This window comes from Corallococcus carmarthensis, assembly GCF_003611695.1.
In the GTDB taxonomy this organism is placed as follows: Bacteria; Myxococcota; Myxococcia; order Myxococcales; family Myxococcaceae; genus Corallococcus; species Corallococcus carmarthensis.
The window spans coordinates 16,872-37,430 of sequence record NZ_RAWE01000053.1; the positions used below are offsets into that span (position 1 = coordinate 16,872).

Sequence of the window (20,559 nt, forward strand, 5' to 3'; positions counted from 1 at the left end):
CTCAGAGAGAAAGGATGGCATACGCGCCCACCTCGTACTCGCGACCCTTCAGGCCCTCGGTGATGCCCCGGTCGTTGAGGCCTTCCGAGTACTCATTCAGCATGCGCACCAGCCCGCGAAGGCCGAAGCGCGTGGACACCGCGCCCAGCACCGGCTTCTTCAACCCGTAGGACAGGTCCCCGCCCAACTGCACCGGGTAGGTGAGGTTGAAGACGCGGTGGTAGTCGTACGGACCCCAGTCGTTGAAGCGCAGCTGCGCCGCGAACAGCAGCGTGTCGTAGAGCGCCGAGCCGTCCAGACCGAAGCGGTGGATCTGCCGGTTGTCTTCACCGGAGGACTGGTTGCTGCCCACGAAGGCCGTGCCGTACAGGCGCAGCCGCTGGGTGGGGTTGCCCACCAGGCGCAGGGACGTCTCCCACTCATCGCGGGCCACCGGCGCGCTGCCGAAGGCGATGGTGCTGCCGTCCGCGAGGATGGCGATGCCCGCGTCGCGCGACGTGGGCTGGTGCCGGTAGACGATGTCCAGGCCCGCGGCGAACGGCGCGTCCTCGCGCATGTCGCGGTCCCACGACCAGAACCAGGTGCCCGGCGTCGGGTCGAAGGTGATGAGCAGCTCGCCGCCCAGCGTCTCGCGGTTGTCCAGCACGCTGAACGCGTCCGACAGCACGCTGCGGGGCCGCACGCCCGCGTAGTACATGCCGGAGTCCGGATCGAACGCGTCCGGGATGGTGGGGTTCGGCCCGACCAGCGGCCGCTGGTACAGGAGGTTCGGCGACACCTGGAGGACGCCGAACTGGAGCGCCGCGCCCAGCTGGCCCGCGTAGTGGTTGCCGCGGCCGCTCTCGCGCAGGCTCCAGCCGGTGATGATGTTGCCCTGCTCCGGTCCGCTGTCCGCGACGAGCCCGCGGATGGAGGACTGCACGAGCCAGCGCACCGGCCCCATGTCGTAGGTGAGCCGCGCCTTGGCGCCCAGCGTGTCCAGGAACTGCACCTTGTCCTGGAGCACGTCGTAGCCGCTGTTGAGGTAGCTGGGGGCGCCGTCCGGGGCGCTGCGCGTATAGGTGAACGTCTCGCCAATGCGCTGGGGCGCGGAGAGCAGGCCGCCCACGTCCAGCACCAGCTTGCCGGTGGCGTACTGGAAGTTGAGCGCCGTCCTGCGCGCGATGCGCTCGCGCACCACGGAGGCCGTGGAGGACGACGAGCCCTGCGCCAGGTCTTCCTGGTGCACCAGCGTGATGTTCACCGGGCCCACGTTGTTGCGGTACTTCGCCACCACGGAGGGGTTGGCGCCCCAGTACAGCTCCGGACCGATGGCGATCTTCAAGCCGTCGATGGCCTTCTTGCCGCTGAACACCACGCCGAAGGGCGCGTTGCCGTGGTAGATGTCCAGGTTCGGCCCGTAGTTGGCCTCGCGGTAGAGGTTGAAGAAGTCACCCTCCTCGCCCCAGTGGTAGTGGCCGGTGCGGTAGTAGCCTTCCAGCGCGAAGTCGGAGCGGTCGAACTTGAACTCCGCCTGGTACAGGGCGAAGCGCTCCAAGGCGGACTGCTCGCGCGCCGGGGCGCCCGGGCCCACCGGCACGTCGCCCGTGGTGGGCGTGACGGGCGTGCCGCGGTTCTCGTAGAACAGGTTGTTGAGCCGGTTCTGCGCCACGTTGCCCACGACGTTGAACGACGCGCGGCCGTACACGCCGCTCGCCGGCTGCAACGCCAGGTCGAAGAAGATGGACTCGGTGTGGTCCGCGGCGCTCTGGTTGGGCCGCACCGTCGCGATGCTGCCGCGCGACAGTGAGCTGTCCAGGAGCAGCCGCAGGTTGGACACCCGCACCGCGCTCAACTCCTCCGTGCGCGCCAGCGCCACCGACGACGTGTAGCCGCTGGTGAGCGCGGACGGACGGATGTTGGCGAAGAAGTCGCGGATGACGTCCGGATTGGTGGTCGGCGCGTAGGGATCCAACCGGAACGCGGCCTGGAGGACGTAGTACGCGGTGCGCGGCTGGATGCCGCTGATGCCATTGGCGTCCGGCGGGCCCAGGGCCGCGATGCCGAACCACTCCTCGTTCATGTTGTTCTGACCGGGGACGAAGTCGGCCGCGTAGCCGCCGTTGGGCCACGTCGCGGTGGTGTCGTGGATGGACAGGTTGGCTTCCTGGCCATGCTTCCACCAGCCGTCCACCCACTGGAACACGAAGCCGCCAATGGCGGTGCCGGACATCCCCTGGCCGTAGCCCTCCAGGTAGATCTGCTCCCACTGCGTGCGCAGGTACTCCGCCTGCGCCACGTGGTCCTCGCGGCCCGCGCGGGCGTCGTAGGCGTCCGCGCCGAACTCGGAGAAGAACACCGGCTTGTTGAGCTTGGCCTTCACCTCCGCGAACAGGTCGCGCGCGGTGGGGCCGCGGTAGACGTTCGTGCCCAGCACGTCCAGGTCCTGGCAGTGCTTGGCGATGAGGTCGATGTACTGGAGGTCGCCGTTGGCGATGGACACGGGGTGGCTCGTGTCGCGCTTCTTCACCGTGCGGGCGGCTTCGCCGTACAGCGAATAGAGCGACTCCGCGCGAGCGGCGTCCTCGTGGCCCGGCAGGGCTTCGATTTCGAACGACGTCCAGTGCAGGCCGTAGTTGTTCTCGTTGCCCAGCAGCCACATCAGGACGCCGGGCACGTCCCGGTAGAGCTCCACCTTGTCGGCCAGCGCGCCGAGGATGGCCTTGCGGTGCTCCGGGTTCGAATAGTCGATGTTGACGACCATGACCCCGTTCACCGGGTGGCCATAGCGTCCCATCAGCGGGTTGAGCATCGTGAAGATGCCGTAGTTCCGGTAGATGTACTCGACCCAGACGGGCGGGATGTCGTCGAACTGGCGGATGGCGTTGAAGCCCGCGTCGCGGAGCATCCCCATCTCTTTGGCCAGCACCTGCTTGATGAAGTCCTCCGGCTGCGTCCAGAGCGAGTACCGGTAGTTCTCACCGATGGGCGTGTAGCCCCAGTTCACGCCGTGGATGGGGAAGTCCTTCCCGTCCACCTGGAGCTTGAAGCCGCGCTCGTCGTGGATCACCCGCGTCACCGTCGTGCGCTTCGCGTCCGAAGGCACAACGGCCTGGCGCACCGGAGCATCCACCGGTGCCGAGGGCGCCACGGGCGTGGCCGGAGCCTGTTGCTCGGGCGTCGCGGCACCCGGCACGGGCGCGGCGGCGTCCACGGGGCCCGCGGAGGGCGGCTGGGCGGTGGGGGGCGACTGGACCGGAGCGCCCGCACCGGACACCTGGGCCAGGGCCTGGGTGCCGCACAACGCCAGACACGTCGTCAGGAAGAGCCTTTTCAAGCGGCCTGCTCCACGTCCAGGCCGTTCTGGGCCACGACGTCGCGATAGAGATGGGCGCTGTCCTTCGGGATGCGCTGCTGGGTGGCGTAGTCCACCCACACCAGGCCGAAGCGCTTGGTGTACCCGTAGGCCCACTCGAAGTTGTCCAGCAGCGACCACGCGAAGTAACCCGCCAGCTTCACGCCCTGCGTGATGGCGTCACTGCACGCTTCCAGGTGCGAGCGCAGGTACTCCACGCGCTGCACGTCATGCACACGGCCGTCCGCGCCAGGCGCCGTGGAGTACGCGCAGCCGTTCTCCGTGATGTAGATGGGGCCCGGCTTGTATTCCTTCTCCAGGTGCACCAGCAGGCGCGTGAGGGAGGACGGGGCCACCTCCCAGTCCATGTCCGTCTTGTCCGGGCGCACGAACACCGTGCGCGGCGCATTCTGCTCCTCGGGGATGCGGTTGCTGCGCAGGACGGCGCGCGAATAGAAGTTCACGCCCAGGAAGTCGGTGGGCTCGGCGATGGTCTTCAGGTCGCCGGCCTGGATGAAGTCCAGGTGCGAGGACGGGATGCGGCCCGCCTTCACGTGGTCCTCAATCACGTCCTGCGGGTAGCCCCGGCCGTAGAGCGGCTCCAGGAACCAGCGGTTGAAGCCGCCGTCGAAGTCGCGGGTCGCGTCCGCGTCCTCCGGGCTGGGCGACGCGGGCTCGCCCGGCGTGAGGTTGAGGGTGATGCCCACCTCCGCGCGCTGCACGTTGGCGCGGATCGCCTGCACCGACTTGCCGTGCGACAGCATCAGCGTGTGCGCCGCGGCCAGCATCTTGGACCAATCCTTGTGGCCCGGCGCGTGCTCGCCATTGCCGTAGCCCAGGTAGCTGATGCACCAGGGCTCGTTGTGGGTGATCCACCGCTTCACGCGGTCACCCAGCGCGCGGCTGATGACATCCGCGTACTCCACGAAGGCGTCACCGGTGGCGCGCGCCGGCCAGCCGCCCTGGTCCTCCAGCACCTGCGGCAGGTCCCAGTGGTAGAGCGTGACGAAGGGCTCGATGCCCGCGCCCAGGAGCGAGTCCACCAGGCGCGAGTAGAAGTCCACGCCCGCGGCGTTCACCCGGCCGCGGCCCTCCGGGAGGATGCGCGGCCACGCGATGGAGAAGCGGTAGGACTTCAGCCCCATCCAGCGCATCAGTTCGATGTCCTCCGGCCAGCGGCGGTAGTGCTCACAGGCCACCGAGCCGTCGGACTTGTCTTGGATCTTCCCCGGGGTGGCGGCGAAGCGGTCCCAGATGGACTCGCCACGGCCGTCCACGCGGGTGGCGCCTTCGATCTGATACGCGGAGGTGGCCACGCCCCAGAGGAAGTCAGGAGGAAACTGACGCATCGGCGGTAACTCCTTTCGGAACTTCAAGGTGGCAGCGGACGAGGTGATTCGCGGCCGGGAGGACGTCGGGAGGGGTAAGGGTGGAGCAGCGCGGCTCGGACACCGGGCAGCGCGGGGCGAAGGGACAACCCACGAGCGGCGGCGCCACCGTGGTGGGGCGCACCGGCAGCGCGGCCTGGAGGAAGTCGGCCCCATCCGGCACCGCGGACAGGAGCAGCTTCGTGTACGGGTGGCGCGGCTGGCGCAGCACCTCATCCGCCCTGCCCGCCTCCACCACCGTGCCCGCGTAGAGCACGAGGATGCGGTCGGCCAGGTGGCGCGCGCTCGCCAGGTCGTGGGTGATGAACAGGATGCCGATGCCGCGCTCCTGCGTCAGGCCGCGAAGCAATTGCAGCACGCCCTTGCGCGTGGACACGTCCAGCATGGAGGTGGGCTCGTCCGCGATGATGACCTGCGGCTCCACCGCCAGCGCGCGCGCCACCGCCACGCGCTGACGCTGGCCGCCGGACAGCTCATGCGGGTAGCGCTTCGCGAAGGCCTCCGCGGGCGTCAGACCCACGGACTCCAGGAGCGACAACACCTTCGTGCGCAGGCCGGACTTCGGCACGCGGCCGTGGCGCACGAGCGGCCGCTCCAAGTGGTACGCCACCGTGTGCACGGGGTTGAGGGACGCGAACGGATCCTGGAACACCATCTGCACGCGGCCGCGGTAGTCGAGCGACGCCTGGGCGCTGCCATCCGCCAGCACGTCGCGACCGGCGAGCCGCAGCTGGCCCGCGTCCGGCATGTCCAGCCGGGCCAGGAGCCGCGCCAGCGTGCTCTTGCCGCTGCCGGACTCGCCCACCAGCGCGACGATCTCCCCCGGCTGGAGGGAGAAGGACACGCCCTTGAGGATGGGCTTGCGCTCGCGGGAGAAGAAGCCGCCCGCCAGGTAGCTGCGGGTGAGCCCTTCCGCCTCCAGGAGGGGGGCGCTCATCGGTGACCTCCGGGGATGGCCGCGACGCGCGTGGACGGCCGGGACACGGACAGCTCCGGCGTCTGCACCGGCTGGGCCGCGGGCGCCGCGTCCTTCGCGGACAGGTGCGGGAACGAGGACAACAAGAGCTGCGTGTACGGGTGGCGGGCCCCGGTGCGCAGGTTGGTGGACGTGTCCACCTCCACCAGCTTGCCGCCCTGGAGCACGCCCACTCGGTCCGACAGCGCGAGCAGGAGCGGCAGGTCGTGCGTGATGAACAGCATGGCGAAGCCCAGCCGCTGCTTGAGCTCCACCATGCGCTGGAGCAGCTCCTTCTGCACCACGACGTCCAGCGCCGTGGTGGGCTCGTCCATGATGATCAGCCGGGGCTCCAGTGCGAGCGCCAGTGCGATGCCCACGCGCTGCCGCATGCCCCCGGAGAGCTGGTGCGGCCACGCCGTCACCAGGTCCGGCGACAGACCCACCATGCCCAGCAGCTCCCGCGCGCGGGCATAGGACGTGCCGCGCGACACGCGGCCGTGCGCCGCGAGCGTGTCGTGGAACTGCTCGCCCAGCGTGAGCACCGGGTTGAGCGCGCTCATGGCGCTCTGGAACACCATGGACACCTGGCGCCAGCGGAACGCGCGCAGGGCCGGGCCCTCCAGCGCGGTGACGTCCATGCCGTTGAAGAGGATGCGCCCCTGCGTGACGCGCGCGGAGGCAGGCAACAGGCCCAAGAGCGCGGAGCCGATGGTGGACTTGCCGCTGCCGGACTCACCCGCCAGGCCGAACACCTCGCCGGGCGCCACGTCGAACGACACCGAGTCCACCACGCGGGAGGGGCCCTTCTCCGTCGCGTAGTCGATGCACAGGTCCTCCACGCGCAGGAGCACGCCCGGCACCGGCCGCTCCAGGTGCGAGCGGGGGGCGGGGGTGGCGGGCAGCGGCGCGGCCTTGTGCACGCGCAGCGCGGGGTTGGTCATCTCGTCGATGGCGGAGCTCACCAGCGTGAGCGCGAAGCCCACCAGCGCGATGCACATGCCCGTGGGGACGAAGATCCACCAGGAGCGCGTGAGCAGCGCCGCGTCGTTGCCGGCCCAGTAGAGGTTGGTGCCCCACGTCACCGCGCTCACGTCGCCCAGGCCCAGGAACTCCAGGCCCACCTGCGCGCCCACCGCGTAGAGCGTGTTCCCGATGAACGACGAGCCCAGGAGCGACGCCATGTTGGGGAGCAGCTCCCGCGACACGATGCGCGAGTGGCTCTCCCCCGTCACCACCGCCGCGGACACGAAGTCGCGCCCGCGCAACGCCAGCGACTCCGCGCGGAACACGCGCGCGTTCCACGCCCAGCCGGCCACCGTCAGCACCGCCACCATGCGCAGCGGGCCGGACGGCAGGTACGCGCCCAGCACGATGGCCAGCGGCATGCCGGGAATCACCAGGAACACGTTCGTGGTGAGCGACAACACGTCGTCCACGCGGCGGCCCAGGTAGCCCGCGGTGACGCCCACCAGCGCGCCCACCAGCGTGACGAGCGCGCCCACGGCAAATCCCACCGCCAGCGTCTCTCGAGCGCCCACCACCGTCTGCGCGAGCACGTCCTGGCCCTGGCCGGTGGTGCCGAACCAGTGCGCCGCGCTGGGCGGCTGGTGCGGCCGGCCCACGAGGTCCGTGGGGTCCATCACGAAGAAGGGCCCCACCACCGCCAGCAGGAGGAAGAACACGAGCAGGCTGCCGCCCACCGCCGCCTTCCGGTGGCGGGAGAGCCTTCGCAGGAAGTCACGCATGGGCGCGGGTCCTCGGGTCCAACCAGAGGCAGATGAGGTCCACGGCGAAGTTCGCCGCGAGCACCGCCAGGGTGATGACCAGGAACAGCCCCTGCATCAGCGGGTAGTCCTGGTTGCGCACGGCGAGGATGAGCAGGTAGCCCGTGCCCGGATAGGAGAAGACGATCTCCGTGAGCAGCGAACCGGACAGCACGAAGCCCACCGCCATGCCGAAGCTGGTGACGTTGGGCAGGAGCGCGTTGCGAGCCGCGTAGCGCAGCATCACCTGCCGGGGCGGCAGGCCCCGCGCGTGCGCCAGCCGGATGGAGTCCGTGCCCAGCGTGGCCACCATCGTGTTGCGCATGCCCAGCATCCACCCGCCCAGCGTGGCCACCACGATGGAGGACGCGGGCAGCACCGCGTGGCGCGCCACGTCCGCGGCGAACGCGAACGACAGCCCCGGCTCCATGTCGTGCCCGTACGCGTGGCGCAGCGGGAACCACCCCAGCACGAAGCCGAAGAGGTACAGCGCCAGCATGGCCAGCCAGAAGTAGGGGAAGGCCCCCAGGAACGCGAGCGCCGGGGCCAGCCCCGAGTCCAGCCACCCGCCCCGGTTCCACGCGGCGAGCACGCCCAGGAACGACCCCACCACGAAGCTGATGATGACGGCCACGCCGGCCAGGGCCACCGTCCACATCAGGCCGGTGCCAATCACTTCCGTCACGCGCGCGGGGAAGTACGCGTAGGACATGCCCAGGTCGCCCTGCACCAGGTGCTTCAGGTAGGTGAAGTACTGGGCGTAGAGCGGCGCGTCCGTGAAGCCGAAGGCGGCCTTCAGCGCACCCATGGCCTCCGGCGCGACCTTGCCCTCGAAGCGCGCGAACATGGCCGCGGCCGGGTCGCCGGGAGCGAGGCGCGGGATGATGAAGTTGAGCGTGAGCGAGGCCCACGCGGCGATGAGGTAGAAGCCCATTCGCCGGAGGATGTAGCGGCCCATGGTCAGCGCTCCCTCGGGGACAGCTCCGTCAGCACCAGCAGGCTGTCGGGCTCCGCGTGCGGCGCGAGCCGCGCGTAGGGGTTCTGCTCGGTGGGGAAGCCCGTGAAGCGAAGGCTGTTGGACTCACCCCAGGACGGGTTGGGGAACAGCGGGATGGCGGGCGCGGTGGCGGAGAAGCGCTGCTGCACCTGGGACATCAGCGCGTGCTGCTCCTCCGGCGTGCCGGCGCGCTCGAAGCGCACGAGCAGCTCATCCGCCTGCGCATCGCCCATGCGGTGCCAGTTGGCCGCGGCCACCTCGCCCACCGGCCGCACGGTGCGTGGCGACAAGAGCCACTTGTAGAAGTTGTACGGCGTGGGCCCGTCCAGCGACCAGGAGATGGCCAGCTGGAACTCGCCCTTCTGCAGGCGCGTGAACCAGGTGCCGAACTCGTACGTCTTGAGCGTCACGCCAATGCCCAGCTTGCGCAGGTCGCGGCCCACCACCTGCCCCGCCCGCACCCAGTCCGACCACCCGCTCACCACCTCCAGGTCCAGCGCGAAGGGCTGCCCGTCCTTCAGGCGCCGCAGGCCGTCCGCGCCGCGCGTGAGGCCCGCCTCGTCCAGCAACCGGTTCGCCGCGTCCAGGTCGTACTTCGTCCACGCATCCTTCGCGACCTGCGGATCCTTCCAGCCGGTGTACGCGTCGTTGAGGGCGGTGGCGTCCGCGGGGCGGGTGTAGCCATACATGGCCACCTCCACCAGGCGGTCGCGGTCCAGCGCCATGCTCAGCGCCTTGCGCACGCGGACGTCATCCAGCGGCGGGCGCGTGGTGTTCGGGTAGAGGAAGACGGTGCTGCCGTAGAGCGGGAACCAGCGCGCGTGGTGCGCGGGATCGCGCGACACGAAGGTGCGGTCCACCGCCGGCACGAAGTTGCCCGCCCAGTCCACCTCCCCCTCCACCAGCGCCATGTTGGCCTGGTCGTTGGTGGGGAACGCCAGGAAGCGCAGCGCGGACACCGCGGGCTTGCCGGGCTGCCAGTAGTGCGGGTTCCTGCCCAGCTCGTAGACCTGGTTGCGGAACAGCGTCACCTGGGTGAAGGGCCCCGTGGCCACCGGCTCCGGGTTGGTGAACGTCACCGGGTCCGCGACGTCCTTCCAGATGTGCCGGGGCACGATGATCTGGTGCGCCAGGTCGCTGAAGCCCGGCAGGTACACGCGCGAGAAGGTGAAGACGACGGCGCCCTTCCCTTCCGCCTTCACGTCCGTGAGGAAGCGCCACACGCCGCCCGCGTCCAGCGCCGGGTGCTGCTTGAGCAGGCCGAAGGTGAAGACGACGTCGTCGGCGCTGAAGGGCTTGCCGTCCGACCAGAGGACGCCGTCGCGCACGGTGAAGCGCAGCGTGAGCTGGTCCTCCGACCACGCGTGGCCGGTGGCGAGCCACGGCACCCACTTGCCCTGCGCGGAGCTGAAGATCTCCATGCACTCGTACACGCCCGCCCGGGTGGGCCAGCGCGCACCGGCGCCCGCGAACAGCGGGTTGAAGTTGCGCACCCACGCGCTCTGCTGCTCCACGGAGACGAACAGCACGCCCGGCGGCCGGGGGCGCGGCTCCGACGAGCACGCCACCAGCAGTGCCAGCGGCAGGAGCGCGCGGGCGAACCTCACTGCGCGGCCCTTTCGTAGACGCGCACGTAGTCCACCTTCATCGTCTGCGGGAACACCGTCTTGGAGTCCGGCGGCCCCACGAACGAGCCACCCACCGCGACGTTCAGGATGATGAAGTGCGGATGGTCGTAGACCCACTTCCTGCCGGCGGGCAGGCTCTTCGGGGTGACCTCGAAGAAGACGGTGTCGTCCACGATGAAGCGCAGGAGCTCCGGCTCCCACTCCACCGCGTAGAGGTGGAAGTCCGCGGCGAGCGGCGGCCCGGAGACGGAGTGCTGGCGGCCGATGTTCCCGCCGCCGGAGTAGCCCGGCCCGTGCACCGCGCTGCTGACGATGGAGGGGATCTGCCCCTTGTGCTCCATGATGTCGATCTCGCCGCACTCCGGCCAGCCGACGGAGTCCACGTCCGCGCCCAGCAGCCAGAACGCCGGCCAGAGCCCCCGGCCCGTGGGCAGCTGGATGCGCGCCTCGACGCGGCCGTAGGCCTTGCTGTAGCGGTTCTTCGTCGTCAGGCGCGCGGACGTGTAGTCGTTGCCGCCGTAGCGCTCCTTGCGCGCGATGATGGCCAGGTGGCCTTCACCATCCAGCTGCGCGTTCTCCGCCCGCGCGGTGTTGTATTCGAACTGGCCATTGCCCCACCCGTCCCCGCCCACGTCCGGGACCCAGCGCTCCTTCGAAGGCAGCGAGCCCGCGGGGCCGTCGAACTCGTCCTGCCAGACCACTTCCCACCCCGTGCCCGGCTGCTCCGTGATGGGCGTGGGTATCTCGTTTTGCTTGTTATCCAGACCTGCGGCCGGATCACACGAAGCCATTCCCAGGCCCGCGAGGGCCAGGGCGAGGACACGACGGCGCGAAGTCATGCGGTTCTCCCGACGTTCTGCGTGGGAAAGAGGGTTCGGTCGCGCAGCGCCGCCTGGAGCACCAGGGTGGCCGCGCCCACGGCGATGGCCCGCTCCCCGAGCGTCGACGTGACGATGCGCGTCTCCGCCATGGAGACAGACAGGGCGCGCTGCCGCACGGACGCGCGCAAGGGGTCGAGCAGCATCTCGCCCACGGAGGAGATCTCACCGCCCAGCACGATGATGGCGGGGTTCAACAGGTTGAGCAGGCCGCCCACGGCGATGCCCAGATAGGCGCCCATGCCGTCGATGATCTGCTTCGCGGCGGCGTCGCCCGCGCGGGCGCCCTCCACCAGGTCCCGCACGGTGGGGCCCTTGCGGCCGCGCGTGCCCATCAGCTCGCGCGCGCGTTCGGTGAGCGCCGTGGAACCGATGAGGGTGACGAGGCAGCCCCGCAGGCCGCAGACGCAGAGCGGCCCGTTGGAGTCCACCGGGATGTGGCCGATTTCACCGGCCGTTCCGCCGGCGCCTCGGTACACGTCGCCGTGGATGATGAGGCCGGCGCCGATACCGGTGGCCAGCTTGATGTACGTGAGGTCCTCGCCCGCGGAGCCGGCGCCCCAGAAGCACTCCGACAGCGCGCCGAGGTTCGCGTCGTTGTCCACGAACACCGGCATGTCGAAGGTGGTCTCGAACCACTCCTTCACGTCCACGTTCTTCCACGCGGGCAGGATGAGCGGGGACATCTTTCCGGGCGAGGCCGGGTGCACGGGGCTGGGCACGGCCACCCCCATGCCGACCACGGAGCGGCGCGGGACGCGCTCGGCGTCCAGGCACTCCTGGACGAGCTCCTTCGCCTTCTGCAGCGACCCTTCCGGATCTCCGCGCACCGCGTGGCTCGCCTTGCTCTGCGTGCGCACGCGACCGCGGAGGTCCGTGAGGACGACGGTGACGTGGCTGGCGCCCAGTTCGACGCCCACCAGGCTGAAGGCCTCGTCACAGAAGCCGATGAGGGTGGGACGGCGGCCCCCGCGGGAGACCCCGGCGCCAATGCTGCGCACCAGGCCCGCCTGCTCCAGGTCCGCGACGATGGCGGAGACGGTCGACGGACTGAGCTCCGTGCGCCGGGCGATCTCCGCCCGGGAGATCTGACGCTCGCGCCAGATCATGTTCAGCAGCAGGCCGCTGTTCTGCGCGCGCATGCCCGCTGCATCGACCGTCAACACCGCCGTTCCCGCTCTCATCGTCCGCTCACGTTCCGTTGTTGGCGCGCCTGGCGCTCGAGGTGGTGATCAATGCCACTGGATGTCGTCGATGAAGAGCACAAGCGGCTTGACGTCCAGCCCGCCCGCCGACCAGCCGAAGCCCGCACCGACCTCGGTGTAGCGGACCTTGCTGATGTCCAGCGTGTACTGCTTGGGCTCGTTGGTCAGCGTGACGTTGATCTTCTTCGTGAAGCCATCCTTGCTGGCGTCGCCGTAGCCCACGAAGAAGTCAACGACCTCGCCGCCGGACTCGCCCCAGGCGTAGAAGGTCACGGACTTCGCGCCGTCCGGCACCAGGAAGCCGGGGCGCGGGTCGTCCGCCCAGGCGCCCTCCGGGAACTGCCAGAAGACGCCGGCCCAGGCGTCGTCCTTCTTGGTGGCGGTGAACTTGTGGCAGTTGCCCAGGCCCGCGCCCGGACGGGGCGTGTGGCAGATGGGCTCGTCCACCAGGCCGCCCTGCCCGCCTCCGCCCGCGCCCATGTAGCCGCTGGCCGCCCAGGTGCCGTCCACCGCCAGGGGCAGCGTCGTCTGCGTGCCCGCGTCCACGCCGGCGTCGGTGTTCGTGCCCGCGTCGGTGTTCGTGCCGGCGTCGGTGTTCGTGCCCGCGTCGGTGTTCGTCCCGGCGTCGGTGCCCGCGTCGGTGTTCGTCCCAGCGTCGGTGTTCGAGCCCGCGTCGGTCTTGGTGCCGGCGTCGGTCTGGTTGCTGGGGTTGGGGTTCTCCTCCTCGGGGTCACAGGCGCCAATGAGCCCCGCGACCGCGAAAACTCCGGCGGCCGCCCACGTCCACGCGAAACGCTTGTTGCGAAGCATGAAACCCCTCCTGGTTGTCTTGCTGGGATGACTTCGTTCTTACGTCGAACAAATCAAAGGCTGCTGGAAGTCGCCGCCCGCATGCCGCGCCGCGTCACCTACGCCGACGTACGCCAGAGGAGAATCCGCCGTCTCCTGCCGCCCGGGCTCCTGCTGCCTGGAGCCGTCCCGAGTCCCCGCCCAGCACGAACACATGCGAGTTCGTTCGATTGACGAAGAAATACCAGCCCCCTTTACCCATTTGCAAGCAGCCGAGAACGCGCTCCGCGCCGTAAATCGGTTGATGCAGTGCGCCGTACCCTGCTCCGGCCAAGCAGAAGCCACGGGAGGTCCGTGACCTTCCGGCGCAGCGCTGACGTGGAGATGGGTGGAACCGCCTGCTCCGGGTAGCCGCACCGCGCCAGGATGCGCGGGAGCCGACCTCAAGTCAGGGAGGCCCTGGAGCTGCCGTACACAGCTCCAGGAGCGCGCCTGCACCAACACGACCATCTACTGCTGATGGACGAGCTGGCTGATTTCCGTCTCAGCGACGAGTGCACGGCACGTCGCACGCACCATTCTGGCAACGAGCGCACGTCACCTGGCCTGATGCCTTGCACGCATCGAGAACGCTCTGAAGTATCGCCCCAGTCCACTCTTCCGCCTGCTGGTAATCCGCCTCACTCGCGCCAGGTGGCAGGGTCGTTGCGACGACCAGCAAGGTGGGCCCAAGCCCCTGATGCTGCTGAATCATCGTGGATCCCTGATGGACCATCGATGGCCCTTCCACTTCCGATATCAGCACCAGCTGCCTGTCCAACCTGCCGGTGCTCCGCAATCGGATCCTGCGCAATCCATCATTGACACATGACTCACCCACTGCCGCCGTGAGGCGTGCCATGTGATCCACCGATGGATCATGCTTCTTCCCGGGCAGCCAAGAACAAGCCCACAAGGCTGAAGCAGCAGCCAGGGGGACGAAGAGAAGAGAAGGCTTCATGGTTCACTTTGAACTCTGCGTCGGAAAAGGAGTCGGTGGGTTTTGATTCGGGCCCCACTCAAGAGGGTTCAGCTGGGAGTGCGTTCCAGTAAAGAACTGCGAAAGTCCCTGGAACATCAAATGCAACGGGAAGTACTGGTCTCCCAGGATGTCCGACTGAAGGATATGAGCCTCTTCGTGAGCACGGTTTTTGGTGTCACGTCCATAGCAGACGACTCGCCCAAACGTGGTGTCGTAACCACGGCTCACCTGGGTCGGGTGATTCACCACTTGAATGTATGGGCCAGCCATTGGCGCCCACTGGACGCTGATGTTCGCACCACTGAACGCCCCGTATCCAACTCCATATACAAGACCAACGAAATTCTGCACGTTGAAGATCGGATCCTTTCCAGTCGGGTCGGTCACACCGATCGGATTGTTCACCGCATATGCGTACGCAGGCAGTGCAGCCGGGCCCTTCGCCAGCATCGGCTCAGGCTGTAGGTACCGCCCCACGCTCGGGTCGTAGTAACGGTTCCAATTTTCGAAGAGGTCCGTCTCCGCGTCGTAGTAGTGGCCCGCGAAGCGCAGTGGCGTCCAGAAGGGCTGAGCGCCCGTCTGGTAGCGCTGGTACTCGTAGCTCTCCATCGCCGCCCCGGTGGACATATTCGGTCCGGAGCTGTCGGGCGGGCCCGCGAAAATGCTCACGCCCAGCCCATCGACGGGCAGCGAGAACCAGGGGGTTATGACCTGGTCCATCTCCGGGTCCTGATAGCTCACCGTCTGAGGATCCAAGGGGTCATTCCTGAAGACCGTCACTTCGTCTTGACCATCATGGATGTCGACGAACAGGAGCCGGGCGCGCGCGCGCACCTGGACATTGCTGTTCTCCGCGGGCTGCCGGAAGCCTGAGAAGATCTCTCCATCGTTATCCGCGTAAGGAATCGCGGAACTGTCCGCCGTAGAAAGCCGGTTGACGTGGCCAAAGGGTTGATAGTCCGCTGCGCCCGCCACCAACCCGTCACCGTTCAACATCAGAACCGGCTTGCCCACGATGTCCGTCACGGGAAAGTAGACGCCGCACGCCGCAGGCTCGCCGTCACGCCTGCAATCCGCGGTCGAGTCAGGCTCCCGGACGTTCTGCGTCGCATCCAATCTGCCCCGGACAATCATCAACGGGCGTCCTCCGAGCCAGACGTAGTCATCCACCACGCGGAAGTTTCCCTGAGTCAGCTGGCTGACCTCATTCCAGCCCTGGTCCACCAGGAGCTGGTTGCCAGTCCCATGAAAGTACTCATCCCGCTGATTAAACGGGTTGACCTTGGCGCGTCGGCGGCCCAGGGCATCGTAGAAGTAGTTGTACGTCATGCCGTTGACCCGTACGGCACGGAAGACGGACTCTCTCGCCGACCCCTGCCCTTGCGGCGCATTGAAGGGCGCATAGCGGAACTCGAGCAGGTTGGCGGGCTGCCCCGACGCGTAGTGGCCAAGCTCCTTGCTCACGGCGCGACCATCCGCGTCGTAGGTGAAGTTCACCACTTTCGACTGTCCGAAGTACTGCGGGTAGGGTGGCGTCACAGACAGCAGCAGGTCCGCACGGCTCCCTGTCTCATATGCATGCGCGAAAGACGGCATGCTGCTGGAATCAGCATACTGAACGCGGTTGCCGCGACGATCATAGGCAAAATCATGCAGCTCAAAGGCACCACCCGTCGCATACGCATTGCCCGTGGGCCTTGCCGCGGACGTCAACCGCAGGGTCCGGTCATAAGCATACAGCTCCGTCCTGGGCGTCGTCGCCCCCAGAAGACACGTGTCCGCCCGCACGACCTGATCCGCGTTCCATGTATAGGTGCGTTTGTAGATGCCACCATCGTTGAACGTGCTGCCCGGATTGAAGTCGTCCCGGTACACGCGCAGGGAGCGCAACCGCCCCGTCAGATCCGAGTTCGTGGCGGACGGGAAGGCCACCGAACAGTGGGTGGGGGCCTGCGTGCCATCATCCCCCAGAGCATACTCCACAGCGACCGGGCGTGATTGAGCGGGCAAAGGGTTGAGCTGATAGCCCCGCAGACCGCCGAACGGCTCCCAGGCCACCTTGCTCACCAGTCGTTTGGTTTGCGGACCGGAGCTCGTGAAGAGGGTCACGTCGATGGCCGCGACCCGATGTGCATTCGCATGCGTGCCATACACATAGGCAATCGTTCGCCCATACGGATATTGGACCTCCTCCAACCGGCCAAGCGAGTCGTAGGTGTACCGCGTCTCAAGCTCCGGTGTGCACCCCACCTCGCCCTGCCGCTGCCTCAGTTCCGACTCCACTCGCCCCAGTACGTCGTAGCGGTACCAGGTCCGGCCCAGCGAGTCGTCGCGGTACCGCAAACCGCCCTCGGAGTGCATCACGGCACTGCCACAGCCCGACGGCACCGTCCCGTCCGCGTCATAGCCGAACTGGTAGAGCATCTCACTGGCAGGCGTGGTGCCGCTGCTCCTGCGCTTCGCGTTCAGGGGCCGGCTCAGGATGTCGTAGCTGTACTCCAGCCACTCGTTCGCCAACCGCATGGCCTCCGTCTGCTTCACGAGCAGGTTGCCGCGCGCATCGAAGGCCTGGAGCACCGGCCCGGTGGCATGCGGAAGCTGGGTCTGAACAAGGTTTCCAAAGTCGTCGTACTGATACGAGGCCAGCAGACCACAGCCCGCGACCGCGCTGGCACAGCCCGCACGAACGGCGTTCACATTGCCCTGGGCATCGTAGGCGAGCGTCGTGTGCTGTTCGACACCTCCGGACAGATACTCGGAGACGCGGTTGATGCGGTCCGCCGAGTCGTACCCCATCTGGGTGCAAAGCGCGGAGAGGGTCGTATCCGGATTGCGGCAGAAGTCAGGGGCGGCGTTGAAGGGCCGGCCGGTCGCGATCAGATTGCTATTGAGGTCGAAGCCGCTGACGGCGGCGAAACTTCCCGTCCCCACACCCTGCCGGGCGTAGGTGGGGCGCGCTTGGGGGTCCGGATGATGCGTCGACTGGGTCCGGAGTTCTTCGACGCCATTGCGGCGGGAACGCCGCTCCTCGGTCTTCAACGCACCATTGGGCCAGTAGGTCCTGACCGACTTTTCGCTCCAGTCCACTCCAAACTCATCATCCGCCACGGCCATCCACTGGAGTTGGGTTGTCTTCTGCCCGCCCTGGCATCCCGCTCCAGCAGTTCCCGTCCGATAGCAGTAGACCGTCCAGACTCCGTCAGCCTCCTGTACCGCACGCACCTGAGCTCCGTCGTAGCGCAGGGTCGTCGACAGCCCCTCGCCCGTTGCGCTCAAGAGGCGTCCGCCCTGGTACGTCATCATCATCATGCCGCCCTGAGGGGTGACGATCTTGGTCGCGACGCCGCGTGCGTCGTAATCCCGGTATTCGGTCGTAAGCGGTGCCGAGGCACAGGTGTCCGACGCACCCTGATGAGCGGTGTAACGCGACATCTTCCAGAGGCGTCCCGCATTGTTACTGCGCTCCACCGAGGGCGGCCCATAGTAGCGATACTGGGTGATGGGGTAGTCAGAGCCCGAGCAGCCCGTTGCCTCCGGGCCGCTCACGAGACATGGGCCCCGCACCTCCTTCAGCACCGTGCCGCCCGTGTCGCTCTCTCCAGAGCACTTGAGGTGGTTGTAATAGAAGATGCCGACATGACGGGCCACGGGGCTTGACCACGTGCCGGTCCCATCGTTGAACGTCTGGGTAAAGCCGGAGCGGATGACGGATTTTACGAACTGAGTCGCCGTGTCGTAGATGGTCCGCGTGACAACCTGGCCATTCGGTTGCAAGACGGAGGGCATGGTGTCCGTGGAGAACTCAACGGGCTTCCAGGGGTTGGGAGTCGCCCCCGAAGGGAAGCTGGCGAGCACCTGGGTCGTCGTTCCGCCCGTAACGCCACCGTTGCCGTTGTAATCCTGACCGTAACTCCAGGACGCCTGCAACACAGGCCCAGGCACGGCGGGAACGGAGCCCGTGCCCGCCGGAGCAAAGGCCTTCTGGGTGACGTCGTAACGCCCGAGCTTATTCCGGACAGAGCTCATGTAGAGCGTGCCATCCGCAGGCGTCGCGTACCCATAGTTGATGTCGCCGGACGCGAAACTCATGCAGTTGCCCGTGCCGGGCAGACAGGTGTCCTGGATAGAGGACAGGATCGCGTACGGGGCATAGGTCGTATTGCTTGGGAAGAACTTCCGGCGGTACTGGACGGTGCTGCCCGCGGAATCACCAGACGAAGCGGTCATGGGTTCTGCGGCGGGAGGGACGCAGTTGGGTCCGCCCCCCATGGATGCCGGACCGTCACAGTTTCCGGAGCCCGCGCTCATGGCCATGCTGGTGGTTGTGCCCGTGCTGACCGACGCCACCTTGCCAGCTTGGTACTGGTGTCCCGTCAGGACCGACTGATTGACCGTGACCTTCCAGGTCGTGGAGGTGGCGGTGGTCGCGGTGGTGTCCTCGTAGGTGATGCTGTCCCCTGTCTCAGGGTAGTCCACTCCCGAGAGAAGCCCTGACGTCTCGATGGTTGTCGAAGGAAGAGTGGGATAGCGATACGTCGCGACCAGAACTTCTTCCGCTTGGAGGACCGAGTTGGACGAATTGGGATTCTTGCGCAAATACAGTTTGTCGAGGACGCACTCCGTGCCTGGAGTCGCGAAGAAACCACTCGAGACACCACGGTAGGCCAGACGCAGCTTGGCGCCCTCCTCCGTCGTCACCGTCGACAAGTAGGGGACACCGTTGCCCAAGCCGCTCTGTCCCGGGCAAGGGAAGCTCACTCCATTCTGGACAAAATCAGGAGGCGCGGCGTATTGAAGTGTGAGACGGACGCGCGGGGTTCCTGTCAAACGCTCCTCTTCGATTCGCGACAGAAAATACCGGCTCACCACATTTCCGCTTTTCCAGCCGGCTTCATAGACGAATCGTCCCTCGCCTGGCTTGATGAGCACGAAAGCGCCAGCGCCCGTACGGTAGAGGCTGGCGTTGGACCACCGGCTGGTCTTTCGCGGCGTCGCGAAACAGCCAACCCCCGCGGGATTGCAGGCCGCGAACTCCAGCACCTCCCCTTCCGTGTCACGCACCGCCCAGGTGCTGACTCCTGGCACCGTCCCCTTGATGTAGACGAAGCTGTAGAGGGTGTGCCACCAACGGAGAGAGCTGGGACGGGTCGGGCTGGAGCCGAAAGGTTTCGGAACATAGGGCTCCGAGCTGCTGCCCAGCATGGACTGGTAGGACCAGAAGTTATCGGTGGAGACGTACTTCCGGACGAAGTTCAGGCCCCCCAGTTCACCGTAAAGGCCTACGTCCACCGCACTGAAGCGCGTGGTCAGGTCCTTCAAGTTGACGCGGGGCAGGGACATGGAGGAGACACCGGCCCCTGCCACTGGCGCAACCGTCCCTTCGCAGACATTGTCTTTCTTGGGCTCGGGCCGCCTTACGGGCTTGGAACCATCCCCTCCGCCTCCTCCGCCACCACCTCCGCCGCCACCGCGCCCCGGGTAGTAACCACCTGGGTGCCGCCCGGGAGGAGGCATGGTCAACGTGAAGCCTGGCAAATACGTGCGATCCTCCTTCGGAGGGCATGTCGCGACCGGGGGGTTTGTCGCTGTGCCGCCCCCAGGGCGAGGGTCGACGACCTCCGATTCAACGGTTGGGCATTGCGGTTCCATGCTTGCGCTGACGCCTGAACCCGGCGTGCCGAAGCCACCCTGTGCATAGCCACACACGCTCCCAGCCGCGCAATACGCGCCAGCGAGCGTGCGCGCCCCGGTGGTGATGTTGATCTCCGGCTTGATACCGGCGCACGTGTTGCCACAGGCATTGCTGTCATCGCAGGAGGCACCAGGCGTGCACTCGAAGTTGAGGGTACTGGACATGGAGCAGTGCATCTCGCCCGCGACGTAGCCCTCCGAACTGCAGGACTTGCTGGACACGCAGCACTGGAAGTTCCCTCCAGCCTGACTCCCCCCCAGGCCAAAGAGCGGGGCCTTGAGACACCCATTCGGGCCGCTGCACGAGCTCTGGGAATCCCCAGAGCCCAGGCAGTAGCCGACGTTCAGCCCGTCCCCGCACCCACAGGTCCAGCGCACGTACTGGCCCGACCTGAGCTCGCAGTAATCGAACGTGGCATTGTCCGCGCAGCCCTCGTCCGCCATGCCATCCCGGTCGTCGTCGCATCCGTTGCCACAGGCATCTATCGATTGGGCAGAAGGGGGCTGGCAGGGTCCCAGGTTCTCACCGTCCAAACACACCGCCGTACCGCCAGCGCCACACAGGGCACATGCCTGGGGCTGGTTGTGGGCGACACATTCGCCCCACTCCCCCACGTCTCCTGGCGGCGCCGAGCACTGCTTGAAGCCCTTGCACCCCCCACTCATGGTGCATGAGGTGGTCTCACCGAAGGAGCAGGTGGGAGCTGCCTCCGCCCTTTCCCAGGTAACCAGGCAAAGGACACACAACAACATCCGGACAGACAAAGGCATCGCCGTCTCCGACGGAGAAGAATGCTTGATGGAAAAAGGGCTCAGCCGCGGGATGGCGCCACGGCGCCCTTCCACTCCGCGGGGGGGACACAGACGCCGGCACGGGCCCCAGGATGCGCCCGCGAGCACTTCCACT

The 20,559-nt window shown here is 67.5% G+C and carries 10 protein-coding genes; all 10 read right to left on the reverse strand.

The features are described from left to right. Nucleotide 1: 1 nt before the first annotated feature. Complete coding sequence (locus tag D7X32_RS16685) at nt 2–3,316, reverse strand: glycoside hydrolase family 2 TIM barrel-domain containing protein (protein WP_120603540.1); 3,315 nt, start codon at nt 3,314–3,316, stop codon at nt 2–4. Further along, nucleotides 3,313–4,683, reverse strand: coding sequence for a GH1 family beta-glucosidase (locus D7X32_RS16690; RefSeq protein ID WP_120603541.1), 1,371 nt, complete (start codon nt 4,681–4,683; stop codon nt 3,313–3,315). The genes D7X32_RS16685 and D7X32_RS16690 overlap by 4 nt, the downstream gene beginning before the upstream one ends. Then, the gene (locus tag D7X32_RS16695) at nt 4,664–5,659 is read right to left on the reverse strand and encodes an ABC transporter ATP-binding protein (RefSeq protein ID WP_120603542.1); all 996 of its coding nucleotides are present in this window, start codon (nt 5,657–5,659) and stop codon (nt 4,664–4,666) included. Before D7X32_RS16695 ends, D7X32_RS16690 begins: the two co-directional genes overlap by 20 nt. Beyond that, nucleotides 5,656–7,425, reverse strand: coding sequence for a dipeptide/oligopeptide/nickel ABC transporter permease/ATP-binding protein (locus D7X32_RS16700; protein ID WP_120603543.1), 1,770 nt, complete (start codon nt 7,423–7,425; stop codon nt 5,656–5,658). Before D7X32_RS16700 ends, D7X32_RS16695 begins: the two co-directional genes overlap by 4 nt. Further along, entirely contained in the window at nt 7,418–8,401 is a 984-nt protein-coding gene (locus tag D7X32_RS16705) for an ABC transporter permease (RefSeq protein WP_120603544.1), read from the reverse strand. Before D7X32_RS16705 ends, D7X32_RS16700 begins: the two co-directional genes overlap by 8 nt. 2 nt (nt 8,402–8,403) lie before the next feature. Further along, nucleotides 8,404–10,047: an ABC transporter substrate-binding protein gene (locus D7X32_RS16710; RefSeq protein WP_120603545.1), complete on the reverse strand. Its 1,644-nt coding sequence runs from the start codon at nt 10,045–10,047 to the stop codon at nt 8,404–8,406. Beyond that, nucleotides 10,044–10,907, reverse strand: a complete 864-nt coding sequence (locus D7X32_RS16715) for a glycoside hydrolase family 16 protein (protein ID WP_120603546.1) — start codon at nt 10,905–10,907, stop codon at nt 10,044–10,046. Before D7X32_RS16715 ends, D7X32_RS16710 begins: the two co-directional genes overlap by 4 nt. After that, entirely contained in the window at nt 10,904–12,130 is a 1,227-nt protein-coding gene (locus tag D7X32_RS16720; protein WP_120603547.1) for an ROK family transcriptional regulator, read from the reverse strand. The genes D7X32_RS16715 and D7X32_RS16720 overlap by 4 nt, the downstream gene beginning before the upstream one ends. Before the next feature lie 48 nt (nt 12,131–12,178). Beyond that, nucleotides 12,179–12,961 carry a hypothetical protein gene (locus D7X32_RS16725; RefSeq protein WP_120603548.1) on the reverse strand — a complete coding sequence of 261 codons (783 nt, stop codon included), beginning with the start codon at nt 12,959–12,961 and terminating at the stop codon, nt 12,179–12,181. Between the two features lie 982 nt (nt 12,962–13,943). After that, entirely contained in the window at nt 13,944–19,301 is a 5,358-nt protein-coding gene (locus D7X32_RS16730; RefSeq protein WP_158625701.1) for an RHS repeat protein, read from the reverse strand. Nucleotides 19,302–20,559 lie beyond the last annotated feature (1,258 nt).